Source organism: Massilia yuzhufengensis (assembly GCF_900112225.1).
Taxonomy (GTDB): domain Bacteria; phylum Pseudomonadota; class Gammaproteobacteria; order Burkholderiales; family Burkholderiaceae_D; genus Telluria; species Telluria yuzhufengensis.
Map to the genome: position 1 here is coordinate 124,703 of NZ_FOLD01000002.1, position 16,154 is coordinate 140,856.

14 protein-coding genes are annotated in these 16,154 nt (G+C 63.7%); all 14 read right to left on the bottom strand.

The window, feature by feature from the left end; genetic code table 11:
* Positions 1 to 25 precede the first annotated feature (25 nt).
* The 14 genes from carB to BM031_RS02535 all read right to left on the bottom strand — a co-directional run bounded on the left by carB (position 26) and on the right by BM031_RS02535 (position 16,095).
* Complete coding sequence (carB, locus tag BM031_RS02470) at positions 26 to 3,256, bottom strand: carbamoyl-phosphate synthase large subunit (protein ID WP_091870646.1); 3,231 nt, start codon at positions 3,254 to 3,256, stop codon at positions 26 to 28.
* A gap of 1 nt (position 3,257) precedes the next feature.
* The gene (gene carA, locus BM031_RS02475; RefSeq protein WP_091870649.1) at positions 3,258 to 4,421 is read right to left on the bottom strand and encodes a glutamine-hydrolyzing carbamoyl-phosphate synthase small subunit; all 1,164 of its coding nucleotides are present in this window, start codon (positions 4,419 to 4,421) and stop codon (positions 3,258 to 3,260) included.
* A 307-nt stretch (positions 4,422 to 4,728) separates the two neighbouring features.
* Positions 4,729 to 5,139, bottom strand: a complete 411-nt coding sequence (locus tag BM031_RS02480; RefSeq protein WP_091870651.1) for a GlcG/HbpS family heme-binding protein — start codon at positions 5,137 to 5,139, stop codon at positions 4,729 to 4,731.
* Between the two features lie 15 nt (positions 5,140 to 5,154).
* A complete protein-coding gene (locus tag BM031_RS02485; protein ID WP_091870653.1) occupies positions 5,155 to 6,069 on the bottom strand; it encodes a patatin-like phospholipase family protein in 915 nt (304 codons plus the stop codon).
* Positions 6,070 to 6,165: 96 nt separating this feature from the next.
* Entirely contained in the window at positions 6,166 to 7,086 is a 921-nt protein-coding gene (locus BM031_RS02490) for a hypothetical protein (protein WP_091870656.1), read from the bottom strand.
* Positions 7,087 to 7,107: 21 nt separating this feature from the next.
* Complete coding sequence (locus BM031_RS02495; RefSeq protein ID WP_091870659.1) at positions 7,108 to 8,559, bottom strand: hypothetical protein; 1,452 nt, start codon at positions 8,557 to 8,559, stop codon at positions 7,108 to 7,110.
* 132 nt (positions 8,560 to 8,691) lie between these two features.
* Entirely contained in the window at positions 8,692 to 9,984 is a 1,293-nt protein-coding gene (gene phoR, locus BM031_RS02500) for a phosphate regulon sensor histidine kinase PhoR (protein ID WP_091870662.1), read from the bottom strand.
* Positions 9,985 to 9,994: 10 nt separating this feature from the next.
* The gene (locus BM031_RS02505; RefSeq protein ID WP_091870664.1) at positions 9,995 to 10,681 is read right to left on the bottom strand and encodes a response regulator; all 687 of its coding nucleotides are present in this window, start codon (positions 10,679 to 10,681) and stop codon (positions 9,995 to 9,997) included.
* 2 nt (positions 10,682 to 10,683) lie between these two features.
* Positions 10,684 to 11,385: a phosphate signaling complex protein PhoU gene (phoU, locus tag BM031_RS02510; protein ID WP_091870667.1), complete on the bottom strand. Its 702-nt coding sequence runs from the start codon at positions 11,383 to 11,385 to the stop codon at positions 10,684 to 10,686.
* 38 nt (positions 11,386 to 11,423) lie between these two features.
* Positions 11,424 to 12,218, bottom strand: coding sequence for a phosphate ABC transporter ATP-binding protein PstB (pstB, locus tag BM031_RS02515; protein ID WP_091870669.1), 795 nt, complete (start codon positions 12,216 to 12,218; stop codon positions 11,424 to 11,426).
* 18 nt (positions 12,219 to 12,236) lie between these two features.
* Positions 12,237 to 13,094, bottom strand: coding sequence for a phosphate ABC transporter permease PstA (pstA, locus tag BM031_RS02520; protein ID WP_091870672.1), 858 nt, complete (start codon positions 13,092 to 13,094; stop codon positions 12,237 to 12,239).
* A complete protein-coding gene (gene pstC / locus BM031_RS02525) occupies positions 13,094 to 14,119 on the bottom strand; it encodes a phosphate ABC transporter permease subunit PstC (protein WP_091870674.1) in 1,026 nt (341 codons plus the stop codon). Before pstC ends, pstA begins: the two co-directional genes overlap by 1 nt.
* Positions 14,120 to 14,202: 83 nt before the next feature.
* Entirely contained in the window at positions 14,203 to 15,240 is a 1,038-nt protein-coding gene (gene pstS, locus BM031_RS02530; RefSeq protein WP_091870677.1) for a phosphate ABC transporter substrate-binding protein PstS, read from the bottom strand.
* A gap of 534 nt (positions 15,241 to 15,774) precedes the next feature.
* Positions 15,775 to 16,095, bottom strand: a complete 321-nt coding sequence (locus BM031_RS02535) for a PilZ domain-containing protein (protein WP_091870679.1) — start codon at positions 16,093 to 16,095, stop codon at positions 15,775 to 15,777.
* Positions 16,096 to 16,154 lie beyond the last annotated feature (59 nt).

Genomic DNA, 16,154 nt, shown 5'->3' on the forward strand with positions numbered 1-16,154 from the left:
TGGTTTGACGGGTACTACTTGGTGCTTAGTTTAAGGTTTTATGGAGACCTTGTAAATCATAGACCCGCAGTTCGTCCAGGTGCTGCATGCCGGCGATCGCGGCTTCGGCGCCGGCGATGGTCGTGTAGGTGACCACGCGCGACTGCAGGGCCGAGGTACGGATGGTGCGCGAGTCGGTAATCGCCGAGCGCTTTTCTTCCACCGTATTGACGACCATGACGATCTCGCGGTTCTTGATCATGTCGACCACGTGCGGACGGCCTTCCAGCACCTTGTTCACCTGGCGCACCGGGATGCCGGCTGCCGAGATCACGGCGGCGGTGCCCTTGGTCGCCACCAGCGAGAAGCCCAGCCCCACCAGCTCGCGCGCCACGCCGACCGCGCGCGGCTTGTCCGAGGCCTTCACCGACAGGAATACCGTGCCCTTGGTCGGCAGGATGATGCCGGCCGCCAGCTGCGATTTCACGAAGGCCTCGCCGAAGCTCATGCCCACGCCCATGACTTCACCGGTCGATTTCATTTCCGGCCCCAGGATGGTGTCCACGCCCGGGAATTTCACGAACGGGAACACCACTTCCTTGACGCTGTAGAACGGCGGCGTTACCTCTTGCGTGATGCCCTGCTGCGCAAGGGTCTGGCCCACCATGCAGCGCGCCGCAATCTTGGCCAGCTGCAGGCCGGTGGCTTTCGACACGAACGGCACGGTACGCGAAGCGCGCGGGTTCACTTCCAGCACGAACACCGTGTCGACCGTCTTGCCGTCCACTTCCGACTGCTGGATCGCGAACTGCACGTTCATCAGGCCCACCACGTTCAGGGCCTTGGCCATGAGCGAAGTCTGGTGCTTGAGTTCAGCGATGGTTTCCGGCGACAGCGAATACGGCGGCAGCGAGCAGGCCGAGTCGCCCGAGTGCACGCCGGCCTGCTCGATGTGCTCCATCACGCCGCCGATGAAGGTGGCTTCGCCGTCCGAGATGCAGTCGACGTCGACTTCGATGGCGTCGTTCAGGAAGCGGTCCAGCAGCACTGGCGAATCATGCGACACCTTGACCGCTTCACGCATGTAGCGCTCGAGGTCGCGCTGCTCGTGCACGATTTCCATCGCGCGGCCGCCCAGCACATAGGAAGGACGCACCACCAGCGGGTAGCCGATTTCATCGGCCAGCGCGAGGGCGTCGGCCTCGGTGCGTGCGGTGCGGTTCGGCGGCTGGCGCAGGCCGAGCTTTTGCAGCAGCTGCTGGAAACGCTCGCGGTCTTCGGCCGCATCGATCATGTCCGGCGAGGTGCCGATGATCGGCACGCCGTTCGCTTCCAGGTCCAGTGCCAGCTTCAATGGGGTCTGGCCGCCGTACTGCACGATCACGCCCACCGGCTTTTCCAGCTCGACGATTTCAAGCACGTCTTCCAGGGTCAGCGATTCGAAGTACAGGCGGTCCGAGGTGTCGTAGTCGGTCGACACGGTCTCCGGGTTGCAGTTGACCATGATGGTCTCGTAGCCGTCTTCGCGCATGGCCAGGGCCGCGTGCACGCAGCAGTAGTCGAACTCGATGCCCTGGCCGATGCGGTTCGGGCCACCGCCCAGCACCATGATTTTCTTCTTGTCGGTCGGGTTGGACTCGCACTCTTCGTCGTACGTGGAATACATGTACGCGGTGTCGGTCGAGAACTCGGCGGCGCAGGTGTCGACGCGCTTGTAGACCGGGCGGATGCCCATCTCATGGCGGCGCGCCCGCACGGCGGCCGGCGTGGTCTGCATCAGGAAGGCCAGGCGGCGGTCCGAGAAGCCCTTCTGCTTGAGTTTATACAGCAGCGGCTTGTCCAGGCTTTCCAGCTTCTGGTGATCCAGCCACAGTTCGATGTCGACGATCTCCTTGATCTGCACCAGGAACCACGGGTCGATCTTGGTGAGGTTGTGCACCTCTTCCAGCGTGAAGCCCTGGGCGAAGGCGTCGCCCACGTACCAGATGCGGTCCGGGCCCGGCTCGCCGAGTTCTTCTTCGATCTTCTCGCGGTCGCGGGTCTTCTCGTTCAGGCCATCGACGCCCACTTCCAGGCCGCGCAGCGCCTTCTGGAACGATTCCTGGAAGGTGCGGCCCATCGCCATCACCTCGCCCACCGATTTCATCTGGGTGGTCAGGTGCTTGTCGGCGGTCGGGAATTTCTCGAAGGTGAAGCGCGGGATCTTGACCACGACGTAGTCGATCGAGGGCTCGAACGAGGCCGGGGTGGCGCCGCCGGTGATCTCGTTGCGCAGCTCGTCCAGCGTGAAGCCCACGGCCAGCTTGGCCGCCACTTTCGCGATCGGGAAGCCGGTGGCTTTCGAGGCCAGCGCCGACGAACGCGACACGCGCGGGTTCATCTCGATGACGATCATGCGGCCGTCCTTCGGGTTGATCGCGAACTGCACGTTCGAGCCGCCGGTGTCGACGCCGATCTCGCGCAGCACGTCGATCGACGCGTTGCGCATGATCTGGTATTCCTTGTCCGTCAGCGTCTGCGCCGGCGCGACCGTGATCGAGTCGCCGGTGTGCACGCCCATCGGGTCCAGGTTTTCGATCGAGCAGATGATGATGCAGTTGTCCTTTTTATCGCGGACGACTTCCATCTCGTACTCTTTCCAGCCGAGCAGCGATTCTTCGATCAGCAGCTCGTTGGTCGGCGAGGCTTCCAGGCCGCGCTTGCAGATCGCTTCGAATTCTTCTTCGTTGTAGGCGATGCCGCCGCCGCTGCCACCCATCGTGAAGGACGGGCGGATGATGGTCGGGAAGCCCAGCTCGCGCTGCACGGTCCAGGATTCTTCCATCGAGTGCGCCACGCCCGAGCGCGCCGAACCCAGGCCGATCTTGGTCATCGCGTCCTTGAACTTGGAGCGGTCCTCGGCCTTGTCGATGGCTTCCGGCGTGGCGCCGATCAGCTCGACATTGTATTTTTCCAGCACGCCGTTGTGGTGCAGGTCGAGCGCGCAGTTCAGCGCGGTCTGGCCGCCCATGGTCGGCAGGATCGCGTCCGGGCGCTCCTTGGCGATGATGGTCTCGACGACCTTCCAGGTAATCGGCTCGATGTAGGTGACGTCGGCCGTTTCCGGGTCGGTCATGATGGTTGCCGGGTTCGAATTGACCAGGATGACCTTGTAGCCTTCTTCGCGCAGGGCCTTGCAGGCCTGGGCGCCGGAGTAATCGAATTCGACCGCCTGGCCGATGACGATCGGGCCGGCCCCGATGATCAGGATGCTTTTGATATCACTACGTTTTGGCATATTATTTTTTCTCCGCTGCTTGCATCAGGCCGATGAAGCGGTCAAACAGGTAGGCGACGTCGGTTGGGCCAGGCGAGGCTTCCGGGTGGCCCTGGAAGCAGAACGCCGGCTTGTCGGTACGCTCGAAGCCCTGCAGCGAACCATCGAACAGCGACACGTGGGTGACGCGGCAGTTCGACGGCAGCGTGTCGGGGTCGACCGCGAAACCGTGGTTTTGCGACGTGATCAAGACCTTCTTGCTGTCGAGGTCCTGCACCGGGTGGTTGGCGCCGTGGTGGCCGAACTTCATCTTGAGCGTCTTGGCGCCGGAAGCCAGCGCCATGATCTGGTGGCCCAGGCAAATGCCGAAAGTCGGGATGCCCTTGTCGATCAGCTCGGCGGTGGCCTTGATCGCATAGTCGCAGGGCTGCGGGTCGCCCGGGCCGTTGGCCAGGAAAATGCCGTCCGGGTTCAGCGCCAGCGCGTCGGCCGCGGTGGACTGGGCCGGCAGCACGGTCACTTTGCAGCCGCGCTCGGCCAGCATGCGCAGGATGTTGCGCTTGACGCCGTAGTCGAAGGCGACCACGTGGTATTGGGGGTTCTCTTGCTTGCCGTAGCCTTCGCCGAGCTTCCACTCGGTTTCGGTGAACACATACGATTCTTTCACCGATACGACCTTGGCCAGGTCCATGCCCGACAGGCCCGGGAAGGAGCGCGCCAGTTCCAGCGCCTGCGCCTCCGACGGCTGGTTGCCTTGCGTACCGGTGAGGATGGCGCCGCCCTGGGCACCCTTCTCGCGCAGGATGCGGGTCAGCTTGCGGGTATCGATGCCCGCGATGGCGACCACGTTCTCTGCCTTCAGGTAGTCACCAAGCGACATGGTGGAGCGGAAATTCGATGCCAGCAGCGGCAGGTCACGGATGATCAGGCCGGCGGCATGGACTTTCGATGCCTCGACGTCGGCGGCGTTGACGCCATAGTTGCCGATGTGCGGATAGGTCAGGGTGACCATCTGGCGCGAATAGCTGGGGTCGGTCAGGATTTCCTGGTAGCCGGTCATCGCGGTGTTGAACACCACTTCACCGGTCGTATGGCCGGCGGCGCCAATGGAATATCCTTTGAAAATCGTTCCGTCTGCGAGGGCCAGGATGGCCGGGACGGCTGGGCCAGAAAAAAATGGCGGCAAGGGTAACTCCCAATAAAGTTACCGTAGCTGCGCCACGTCAGACCGACATCCAAGGCGCCCGGGCGGAGTGCTGCTAGCCGGGAGATGGATATCTAGTTGAATGAGGGATGGTGGGTAGGCGCTACGGCAAATGTGTGAATGGTTAAACTTCCAAATTATAGCGCGGATCGGCTGGTTTCGGCAATGCAGCAATTCTATAGAAGTGGCGCTATTTTTGCCGAAACCAGAATGAAATCGGCGCGGAAACACTTGTTTCGCTGAAAGCAAAAGGGCGCCCGCAGGCGCCCTTCCCCGGAGCAACCCAGCCTTATGCGCCGACCAGCGCGGCGATGCCGGCCTTGGCAACCTGCGCGTCCTCGTTCGACTTCACGCCCGACACGCCCACCGCGCCAATCACGTGGCCATCGACGATGACGGGCACGCCGCCTTCGAGCATCCCTTCCAGCTCCGGCGCCGACAGGAAGGAGGTGCGGCCGTTATTGATCATGTCCTCATACACCTTCGACTCGCGGCGGCCGAGCGCGGCGGTGCGGGCCTTGGCCGGTGCGATATAGGCCGACGATGGCGCCGCGCCGTCCAGGCGCTGGTACCACAGCAGGTGGCCGCCGTCGTCGACGATGGCGACCGATACGGCCCAGCTGTTGCGCAGCGCTTCGGCTTCGGCAGCCGCGGCGATGTTCTTGACGTCTTCCAGGGTGAGGTAGGGCTTCGATTGCATGTGGGGTCCTGTTGATTAGGGTTGCTGCTTGGCCTTGAGCTTGGCCTTGATCTGCGGCATCACACTGGCTGCCGCCTGCTCGCCGGCGAGGATCGCCAGGTTGCGGTTGCTGAAGTCGCCGCTGCCCATATTGCCCAGGGCCGGGGTGATGACGATGTCGGCTTCCTTCAGCTCGAAATGGTTCAGGCGCTGGCCCATGATGCTGAAGGTCTGCATCAGCACGTCAAGCGAACTGGCCGTCGCCGCGCCCTCGGTGGCGCTGGAGATGTTCACCGCAATAATGAAGTCCGCGCCCATGTCCTTGACGAACTTGACCGGCACCGGGGCCACCAGGCCGCCATCGACATAGGAATTGGCGCCAATCTTGACCGGCTGGAACACGCTTGGCACGGCCGAGGACGCGCGCACGGCCATGCCAGTGTTGCCCTTGTTGAACAGGATCGGCTGGCCGGTCTTGAGGTCGGTAGCGACGGCGCCGAAGCGGATCTTCAGGCGCTCCATCGGCACATTGTTGACGGCCTTGTTGACGTAGCTCTGCAGCGCTTCGCCTTTCAGCACGCCGGTGGACTTGCCGAACAGCGGCAGGGCCCAGTCCGAAATCGTGGCCTCGTCCATCGCCAGCGCCGTCTTCTGCAGCGCGAAGCCGTTCATGCCGGAGGCGTACAGGGCCCCCACCACCGAGCCGGCGCTGGTGCCGACCACGATCTCGGGCACGATGCCCTGGGCTTCGAGCGCCTTGATGACGCCAATGTGCGCGAAGCCGCGAGCGGCGCCGCCACCGAGGGCGAGGCCGATACGGACCTTGCGCGGCGGCGCCGGCGGCGTTGCCTGCTGGGCAACCGGGGTAACGGGAGGCGGGGTCGGGGTGCTGCCGCAGGCGGTGAGAAACAGTGCGGCGCAGGCGATGAGGGAGCTACGGCGAGGGAACATAGGTGGGGCGAAAAGGAGCGAGGCACGATTGTACCCTGAGTCCGCCCTGCCCTGTCCAAGCCGCCTGATCCGGAAATTCTTCTCTTGCGCCGGCCGCTAACTGGATGCCTGCGTCTTCTTCACCGCGGCGCGCTTTGCCTTCTGCCTGCGCGATCTGGCCCTGGCTTGCGGCCGCATGGACAAGCGCTGCATAAAGAGTTCGACGTCCGTTGCAGGCACGCGGAGGTATTCGACAAGCATTTCCTCGTCCACCCTTTCTTGGCCACCAACGAACGAGCGCCTGGTGACCTGGACGGACATGAATATGCCGGTCTTTCCCGTGTAAAACGTCACCTTCGCATAGCAGGGCCGTGCACTCTTCAGCGGGGACAGGGCATTGAGCAGCTGGTCTGGATGCCCCGAGAAATGGGTCCGGCTTCCTGGCAAGATATCCGCCGTGAAGTTCTGCGGCAGCATGGTCGGGGGGATCCACCGGCCCGACGCTTCACAGAACGGCTTGCCCGCGTACGCCAGGCCCGCCTGGCCCGGGTACATCAATAACATGCTCAGTTCACAACACCAAAACATGCTTCTCACCAGCATGTAAAACGCATCGTCGAACCAACCGCTGGCAGCGAGGACCATGCGCAGTGCGTGGAGGAAGGTGCCCGGGTCCGCCAGCAGGTCGGCGACGGGAATCGCCAGGGAAAGGCCCGGCATATTGCGCACTGGGCCGTAGGACACGAACACGATCCAGAAGATCCACTGGCCGGCCCACCCCGCCGCGCCGACCACGAAGCCGAACTGCCTCATCACGCCAGGGTTTCGAATTTTCGCCAGATGGCAGGCAGACTTCACGAGAAAGGCGAGCCAGAGCGCGAATATCCATGCGCCCAGGATAATAAAGACCCAGTCGTCGCCCGAGGACAGCCAGGCGTACGGGAGTGCCCCGATACCGGCGCCGGCAAGAGCGCACACGAGCACGAGGGCGATCGATGCCGGGACCCGTCCCGACGGCTCGTAGAAAACCGGACGCATGATCAGCAGGAACAGGGATACCTAGGCCGGCGTGCTTTCCCGATCCAGCCAGGCGCTCAGCTCTGCCTTTCCACGCTCATCGAGGTGGGGGAGCATCGACGCAAACCAGCTCCTCCCGCCTTGCACGCCCAGCACGTCGGTGACAATGGGCGTGCTCTTTTCGAGGAAGACGTGAAACAGGGGCATCCGGTGCGCGAACAATACGGTGGGGTCGGTCACCTGCAATTGGGTATAGATGCTCTTGAGCTCCTCCAGGAAAGGCATGGCATTGCCATGGTGACCGGCCCTGGACAGAGCACTCAGCATGCCTGTGATGATGCTGATGCTGGGCATTTCGCGCGACGACTTGTTGATCGTGTGTGCCGTTTCTGCCCAGGCAGCCCCGTGGGCAGGCTCGTTCGCCATCACGGCACTGGTGGCGACCTGCAGGGCATTGTGCGCGGTCGCTTCTTTCGAGAACAGGGCCTGCCAGTAGGCCAGCGCCTGGGTCCAACGTTCCAGCTGCGAGCAAGCGAGGGCGCAGATGCGGTTGGCGTCGCAATACAGGCACTGCTCATCGGCGGCAATGAATGGCAGCGCTGCCTGGAAAGCCGCTTCCGCGTCACCGGCCTGGAGACGCTCGATTGCTTCTGCCAGTTCGGGGGGATCCACCTCGGCAGTACCGGCTGTCGTGGCCAGCAGCTGGTCCAGTTCAGGCGTCGGCACGTACAGGTACTTCCCGGGCCAGCTTTCAACGATTTTTTCAGCGCCCTCTTTCCCCTTTACCTCAACGTTCACAATCGACACCAGTTGCTCGTTTCCGGCCAGCCGATAAACCCGCAATCTCGCGAATTGTGTACTCGCCTCGTCGGCTTCGACGTGCAGGATGTGCGCCAGGGTTTGTCCGCGTTCGGAAAAGACGCGCAGCAAGTCGGGCTGGCCGACCGGCTTGAACTTGTTGGGCAATTCTTCATACCTGGCCCACGCGCCGGCAGCCTCGTCGAACACTTCTTCCGCCCGCATCTTGCCCATGTAATGGGGGAAGAACAGCAGCATCCAGAATTCGCCCAGCCAGGAGGCGGCCACCAGGTAGCGTGCGCCCCCTTGCGCCGGCCAGACTGCATCCAGTGCATGGCCGGCGACCTCGGCGGGATGGATCGCCATGTGCAGGACACCGGCAAGGTCGTGACTGCCGGCATGCAGCGCTGCCCAGGCGGCCCACTGCACATACCAGCCGCCCAGGCCGACGAGAATGCCGGCCCACCCCATCCAGCCCGGATGCCTAAGCTTGCCAAGCGCGCAGACGCGCTTGACGCCGCTCGCCATGAACAGGGCAAACAGGCATGCGACGAAAAAACCGAGGACGGCCGGCACCTGCAGCTGGAGCCAGGCATACACGATTGCGGCCGGAACGATCACGGCAAGGCAGGCCGCTGCCAGGGGAACCGAAAGGAGCGGGACGCGGCCGGAAGGCAGGTAGAGGGTGTAGGTCATGTCGGCGGGGGAAGTTGTGGAGAGTGGGCGATTGCCTGCATAGGCAATCTACCCCCGCCCACTTTGCGCCTATTGCCGGATCACAATATTTCAGACATGCCGAGCGCTACGCTTGTAGAAGCGCAATCGCGCTCAGCCCGGCAGCGACGTATTCGGCAACACCGCCGTAAAGCTGCTGCCCTTGCCCGGCACCGAACTGATCATCAAGCGCCCGCCATGCCGCAGCAGCACGTGCTTGACGATCGCCAGTCCCAGCCCCGTACCCTGGGTGTCGCGCGAGCGGCTCTTGTCGACCCGGTAGAAACGTTCGGTCAGTCGCGGGATGTGGATCGGTTCGATACCGATGCCGCAGTCCTGTACCGCGAAGCGCAGGTCGTCCGGGCCGCGCGTCCATGCCATGCGGATGGTGCCGCCGTCGGGCGAGTAGCGCACCGCATTCGAGGCCAGGTTGGCGAAGGCGCTGCGTAGTTCTTCCAGGCTGCCCATCACGTCGGGGCCGTCGAACTGGACCTCGACCTGGTGGCGCCCGCCCGACAGCGCCTTGGCTTCGGTCGCCACCGACTCTACCAGCGCCCGCATGTCGATCCGCTCGCGGCGGAACGGGAACTCGTCCGACTCCAGGCGCGACAGGGTCAGCATATCGCCGATCAGGCGCTGCATGCGGTGGGCCTGTTCCGTCATCAAGGACAGGTGGGCGGTGCGGGTAGCCACGTCCAGGCCCGGGTCCGACATCGCGATTTCCAGGAAGCCGACGATCACGGTGAGCGGCGTGCGCAGCTCGTGCGAGGCGTTGGCGATGAAGTCGCGCCGCATCGCTTCGATCCGCTCGGTATCGGTGGCGTCGTGGGTGACCAGGATCTGGCGCCGGTTCTCGAACGGGATGATGCGGCATTCGAGCTTGCGGCCGCGGAAGGACAGGGTCAGCGGCTGCTCGTAGCGCCCCAGGATCACGTAGTCGATGAATTCGGGATGGCGCACCAGGTTGGTCACGCGCAGGCCCTTGTCGCGCGCCATGGTCAGGCCCAGGTGGCGTTCGGCCGCCTCGTTGCACCATTCCAGGAACAGCACGTCGTCCATGATGGCCACGCCTTCCGGCAGCAGCTGCATGGCCTGGCGGAAGCGCGCCAGCCATTCGGCCATCTCGGCCTGGTGGCGCTCGTCCTCGCGGCGCAGCCGGTACAGGCGCGCGAACACGTCGGTCCAGGCGCCCCACCCGTCCGGCAGCCGGCTGCTGTGGGGATCGTTGAGCCATTCGCCCAGCTCGTGCAGGTAGCGCAGCTGGACGAACAGGGCGATCACCACGCCAGCCAAGGCGAACACCAGCGCCTCGACCAGGCCGGACATCCACCACACCACGCCGGCCGCGGCGAACACCATCCCCAGCCGCAGCACCGCCGGCACCCAGAACAGCACCTTCGGACTCATGGCGCGCCCTTCACTTCTCGGACAGCATGTAGCCGACGCTGCGCACGGTGCGGATCAGCCCATCGGCGCTTTTCAGCGCCTTGCGCAGCCGCAGCACGTGCACGTCGACGGTGCGCTCTTCGATCACGGCGTGGTCGCCCCACACCTTGTCGAGCAGCTGGGCGCGCGAGAACACGCGCTCGCGGTGGGCCAGCATGAACTTGAGCAGCTTGTACTCGGCGTTGCCGATCTCGATCTGCGCGTTGTCCACGCTCACCGTGCAGCTGTTCGGGTCCAGCACCACGCTACCGGCGCGCAGCGGCGCTTCCGACAGGTGCGGGCTTTTGCGGCGCAGCAGCGCGCGCGAGCGGGCCAGCAATTCGCGCGGCGAGAACGGCTTGGTGACGTAGTCGTCGGCGCCGGTGTTCAGGCCAGCCAGCTTGTCCTCTTCCATGCTCTTTGCGGTGAGCATGATGACCGGGATTTCCTGAAAATCGCGGTCGGCGCGCAGGCGCGAGAGCAGGCGCAGGCCGCTCTGGTCGGGCAGCATCCAGTCCAGCAGCACCAGGTCGGGCTTGCCGTGCGAGATGCTGTCCCAGGCGCCATTGGCGGTATCCGCGGTGCGGATGTCCCAGCCGGCTTCGCGCAGCGAATACTTCACCAGTTCGACGATCGCGGGTTCGTCTTCGACCACCAGGACGCTCGTGTTGTCGGCCATGTTTACGGCGCCGGTTGTTCGGTCGCCAGCGGCTTGCTGTGGCGGATGTCGCGGCCCTCGACCACGTAGATCACGTATTCGGCGATGTTCTTGGCATGGTCGCCGATGCGTTCGATGGCCTTGGCCACCCACAAGGTGTCCAGCGCCGATGAAATCGTGCGCGGGTCTTCCATCATGAAGGTGATCAGGTTGCGCAGGATGGTGCGGAACTCGTGGTCGATGCCTTCGTCGGCCGCGATCAGCTCGAGTGCCTGCTTGCCGTCCAGGCGCGCGAACGCATCCAGCGCATTGTGCAGCAGCTCGCAGGTGGCTTTCGCGATGGTCTTGATCATGTCGTAGTGGGCGAAGGTGCTGCCGCCGCGCTCGTACAGGCTCTTGGACGTGCGCGCGATCTTCGAGGCCTCGTCGCCGATGCGTTCGAGGTCGGTGATCACCTTGATGCTCGCCATCACGGTGCGCAAGTCGTTGGCGGTTGGCTGGCGGCGCACGATCAGGTGGCTGCAGGCGTCGTCGAGCTGCACTTCGAGCTGGTTGACGGCCTGGTCGTCGGCCATCACGCGGTCGGCGCGCGCCGAATCGCCCACGCGGAAGCATTCCAGCGCCGCCTCGAACTGGGTTTCCACCATGCCGCCCATGAGCAGCACCTTGGAACGGATGGCTTCGAGTTCCTGGTCATACTGCTTGGATGAATGCTCGCCTGTCATTACTGCTCTCCAAAGTCTGTAGTGTTGTTATTGCGTGATCAGCCGAAACGACCGGTAATGTAATCCTGGGTTTCTTTCTTGGCCGGATTCATGAAGATCTGGTCAGTCTCGCCGAATTCCACCAGCTCGCCAAGGTACATATAGGCGGTGTAGTCGGAGCAACGCGCGGCCTGCTGCATATTGTGGGTCACGATGGTGATCGTGTAATCCTGCTTCAGTTCGCTGATCAGCTCTTCGATCTTGGCGGTCGAGATCGGGTCCAGCGCCGAGGTCGGCTCGTCGAGCAGCAGCACGTCCGGCTTCACCGCCACGCCGCGCGCGATGCACAGGCGCTGCTGCTGGCCGCCCGACAGCGACAGGCCGCTCTTGTTGAGCTTATCCTTGGCTTCTTCCCACAGCGCCGCCTTTTTCAGCGCCCATTCCACACGCTCGTCCATCTCGCCCTTGGACAGGTTTTCGTACAGGCGCACGCCGAAGGCGATGTTGTCGTAGATCGACATCGGGAACGGGGTCGGCTTCTGGAACACCATGCCGACCTTGGCGCGCAGCATGTTGACGTCGACACCCGGCTCCAGGATATTGCGGCCGCGGTACATGATCGAGCCTTCGGCGCGCTGGCCCGGATATAAATCGTACATGCGGTTCAGGGTGCGCAGCAGGGTCGACTTGCCGCATCCCGACGGGCCGATGAAGGCCGTCACCTGCTTGTCGTGGACGTCGAGCGACACATTCTTCAGGCTCTGCGTCTTACCGTAGAAGAAGTTCAGGCCCTCGATCTCGATGGTCTTGGTCTTGGCAGCGCCAGCGGCCGGGTTGGACATGAGTTGGTTCATCACTGTTATCTAGGTAAATTAACGTGGAGTTTTCTGGCTGAACAGGGTGCGCGACACGATGTTGAGCATGAGCACGGTGAAGGTGACCAGCAGCGCGCCGCCCCAGGCCAGCGAACGCCAGTCGTCGTAAGGGCTCATCGCGAACTGGTAGATCACGACCGGCAGGTTGGCCATCGGCGAAGTCATGTCGTTGCTGTAGAACTGGTTGTTCAGCGCGGTGAACAGCAGCGGCGCGGTCTCGCCCGACACCCGGGCCACGGCCAGCAGCACGCCGGTGATTACGCCGGCCTTGACGGCGCGCAGGCGCACCAGCATCGCCACTTTCCAGTGCGGGGCGCCGAGCGCGTAGGCCGCCTCGAGCAGGCTGGTGGGCACCAGGCGCAGCATATTGTCGGTGGTGCGCACCACCACCGGCACCGCGATCAGCGACAGCGCGATCGAACCCGCGAAACCCGAGAAATTGCCGGTCTTCGTCACATACAGGGCGTACACGAACACGCCGATCACGATCGAGGGCGCCGACAGCATGATGTCGGTCACAAAACGGGTCACCTGGGCGAACCGGTTGTTCTCGCCGTATTCGGCCAGGTAGATGCCGGCCAGGATGCCGACCGGGGTGCTGACCAGGGTCGACAGGCCGACCATCATCAGGCTGCCGACGATGGCGTTGCGCAAGCCGCCCGGGCTGCCCGGGGCCGGGGTGTCGCCCGTGAACATGCTCAGCGACAGGGCGCCGAAGCCGTTGATGAGCAGCGTGGCCAGGATCCAGGCCAGGAAGGCCAGGCCGACGCCCATCGCCGACACCGACAGCACGATGCCGATCCGGTGGGCCAGCAGGCGCCTGCGGTAGACGGGGTTCTTGACTGGGTTATCCATTACTTGGTTCCTTCCTTGCGGGACATACCGGCCAGCATCAGCTTGGCTGCCGACAGCACGATGAAGGTGATGGCGAACAGGATCAGGCCGAGCGCATACAGCGACGACGAGTGCAGCGGCGTGGTGGCTTCGTTGAATTCATTGGCCAGGGTCGAGGAAATCGAGTTACCGGCCGAGAACAGCGACCAGGACAGCCCGTGGGCGTTACCGATCAGGAAGGTCACGGCCATGGTCTCGCCCAGCGCGCGGCCCAGGCCCAGCATGACGCCGCCGACCACGCCGTTGCGGGTGTAGGGCAGCACGACCTTGCGCACCACTTCCCACTTGGTGCAGCCCAGGCCATACGCGGATTCCTTCAGCACGGTCGGGACGATCTCGAACACGTCGCGCATGACGGAGGCGATGAAGGGGATGATCATGATCGCCAGGATCAGGCCGGCGGTCAGGATGCCGATGCCCATCATCGGGCCCTGGAACAGCTGGCCGATCACCGGGACCTGGCCGAGGGTGCTTTTCAGCAGCGGCTGCACATGGTCGGCGAACAGCGGCGCGAACACGAAGAAGCCCCACATGCCGTAGATGATCGAGGGTACGCCGGCCAGTAGCTCGACCGCGGTGCCCAGCGGGCGGCGCAGCCAGGCCGGACAGATCTCGGTGAGGAACAGAGCGATGCCGAAGCTGATCGGGAAGGCGACACTGAGGGCGATGATCGAGGTGGCCAGCGTGCCCCAGATCGCGATCATGGCGCCGAACTTGTCGCCCACCGGATCCCATTCGACGGTGGTGATGAAGCCGAGGCCGAATTCGCGGAAGGCCGGGGCTGCGCCGATGGCGAGCGAAACAATGATCCCGACCAGCACCAGCAGCACCGAGGCGGCGAACAGCAGGGTCACTTTGTGGAACAGGAAGTCCTGGATGCGCTGGTTGCGCATGGTGTTGCGCAGGGCGGCGTGCTGGCGGGCATCGGCCTCGATATCGGCCTGGCTGGCCAGCTTATCGAGTGGTACGGAGGCGTGTGCGCTCATGGTTTTTTGTCAATCATTCTGGCGAACGGAAGGGCCGATGCATGATGAACGCAGCCGGCCCTGTCCTGTGCAGTGGGGGTGGATTACCAGAGCGCCTTGCCGGCGGCATCCTTCACGTTGGCGCGCCAGGCATCCTGCACCAGCTTGGTGACGGTGTCCGGCATCGGCACGTAGTCCAGCTCGCTTGCTGCGGCGTCGCCGTTTTTATAGGCCCAGTCGAAGAACTTCAGCACTTCCTTGCCCTTGACGCCATCGGCCTGGCTCTTGTGCAGCAGGATGTAGCTGGCGCCGGTGATCGGCCAGCTGGCCTTTCCCGCCTGGTTGGTCAGCACCACGGCAAAGCCCGGGGTACCGGCCCAGTTGGCCTTGGCGGCGGCGGCCATGAAGCCGTCGTCGCTTGGCTGCAGGAAGGCGCCATCCTTGTTCTGGAGCTGGGTGTGCTGCATGCGGTTTTTCTTGGAATAGGCCCACTCGACATAGCCGATCGCGCCCTTGATGCGCTGGACGTTGGAGGCCACGCCTTCGTTGCCCTTGCCGCCCACGCCCACCGCCCACTTGACGGTGGTGCCGGCGCCGACCTTGGTCTTCCATTCGGGGCTGGTCTGCGACAGGTAATCGGTCCACAGGAAGGACGTGCCAGACGAATCGGCGCGGTGCACGACGGTGATGTCGGTGGCCGGCAGCTTGATGCCCGGGTTCAGGGCGGCGATCTGCGGCGCATTCCACATCGTGATCTTGCCCAGGAAGATGTCGGCGAGGACGGCGCCGGTCAGCTTGAGCTGGCCCGGGGTGGTGCCCGGCAGGTTGATCACCGGAACCACGCCGCCCATGATGGCGGGGAACTGGAACAGGCCGGCGGCAGCCAGCTCGGCGGCCGGCAGCGGCATGTCGGAGGCGCCGAAATCGACGGTCCTGGCCTTGATCTGCTTGATGCCCGCGCCCGAACCGACCGACTGGTAATTCATGCCGTTGCCGGACGTGGCCTTGTACATCTCGGCCCATTTGGCGTAGATCGGATACGGGAAGGTCGCACCGGCGCCGGTGATGTTGGCAGCCTGGGAAGCGGCGGAGAAGCTGGCGGCGGCGATGGCGATGGAGACAAACAGGTGCTTCATGCGCATGATGGATCCTTAAAGAGGCTCGGGCGGGGCCCGGTTCATTGACGCTGCGAAGTCTACTGGCCGATTATGACAAGTTCATGACAGATGTAATAATTCGGGAATCGGCGGGGAGTCGCGGGCGCAGCGGCGCTATCTTGGCGCAGTTTCCGGCCTTGCCGCACGCGATTGAAACGCGGGCTCCACGATCGTGCTGATGGGCACGCCTGGTATGAAAATAATCCCGCCCGCAGTGCCTTGGCTACCTTGTAAATACGAAGCAAGCTGCTAAGCTGAAATCGTCATCTTTCATAGGGAGGGGATGCTGAAAAGCGTTAACGTATATGTTCAGTGTTATGGTATTTGGCATACTTAGTGGCTTGGCTGGACTGGTCGCCTTCGAGATTTACCAGGAAGTGCGTGGCAGTAAGCAAAGCCTCACCGATCACTATCACGAATAGTGCTGGCCCGGATCTCCGGGCCCATGTCATCAAGCGACAAAACGGCGAGGCCCAAGGGCACTCGCCGTTTTGCATTGCGCCGCCCTGCCCTTCCGGGTCAGCGCAGGAAGCGCGCCACCGCCGTCATCGCCGACAGTTCCAGGTTCAGGAACTGGAAGCCCACCTTGAACTCGCCGCCGCTGAAGATGCAGTACAAGGCCTTGGCGCGCGCCGTGACCGGCACCAGCTTGCCCTCGACCAGCAGGTCGAAACTGACCTGGCCGGCCTGGCCGACCAGCAGCGGGTCCGGCAGGCTGATGCTCACGCCATTGGCGCCCAGGTCGCTGGTGCGGCCGCTGGCAGGGGGCTGGCCCTCCATGAGCACCCTGGCGCGGGTACGCAGCACCTTGCGTTCGGATTTTCTTTGTTCTGCAAACACGTGTTATACCAATCGATCAGGAGATGAAACAGGCGGCATGACAGGAGCGGGACGGCGCA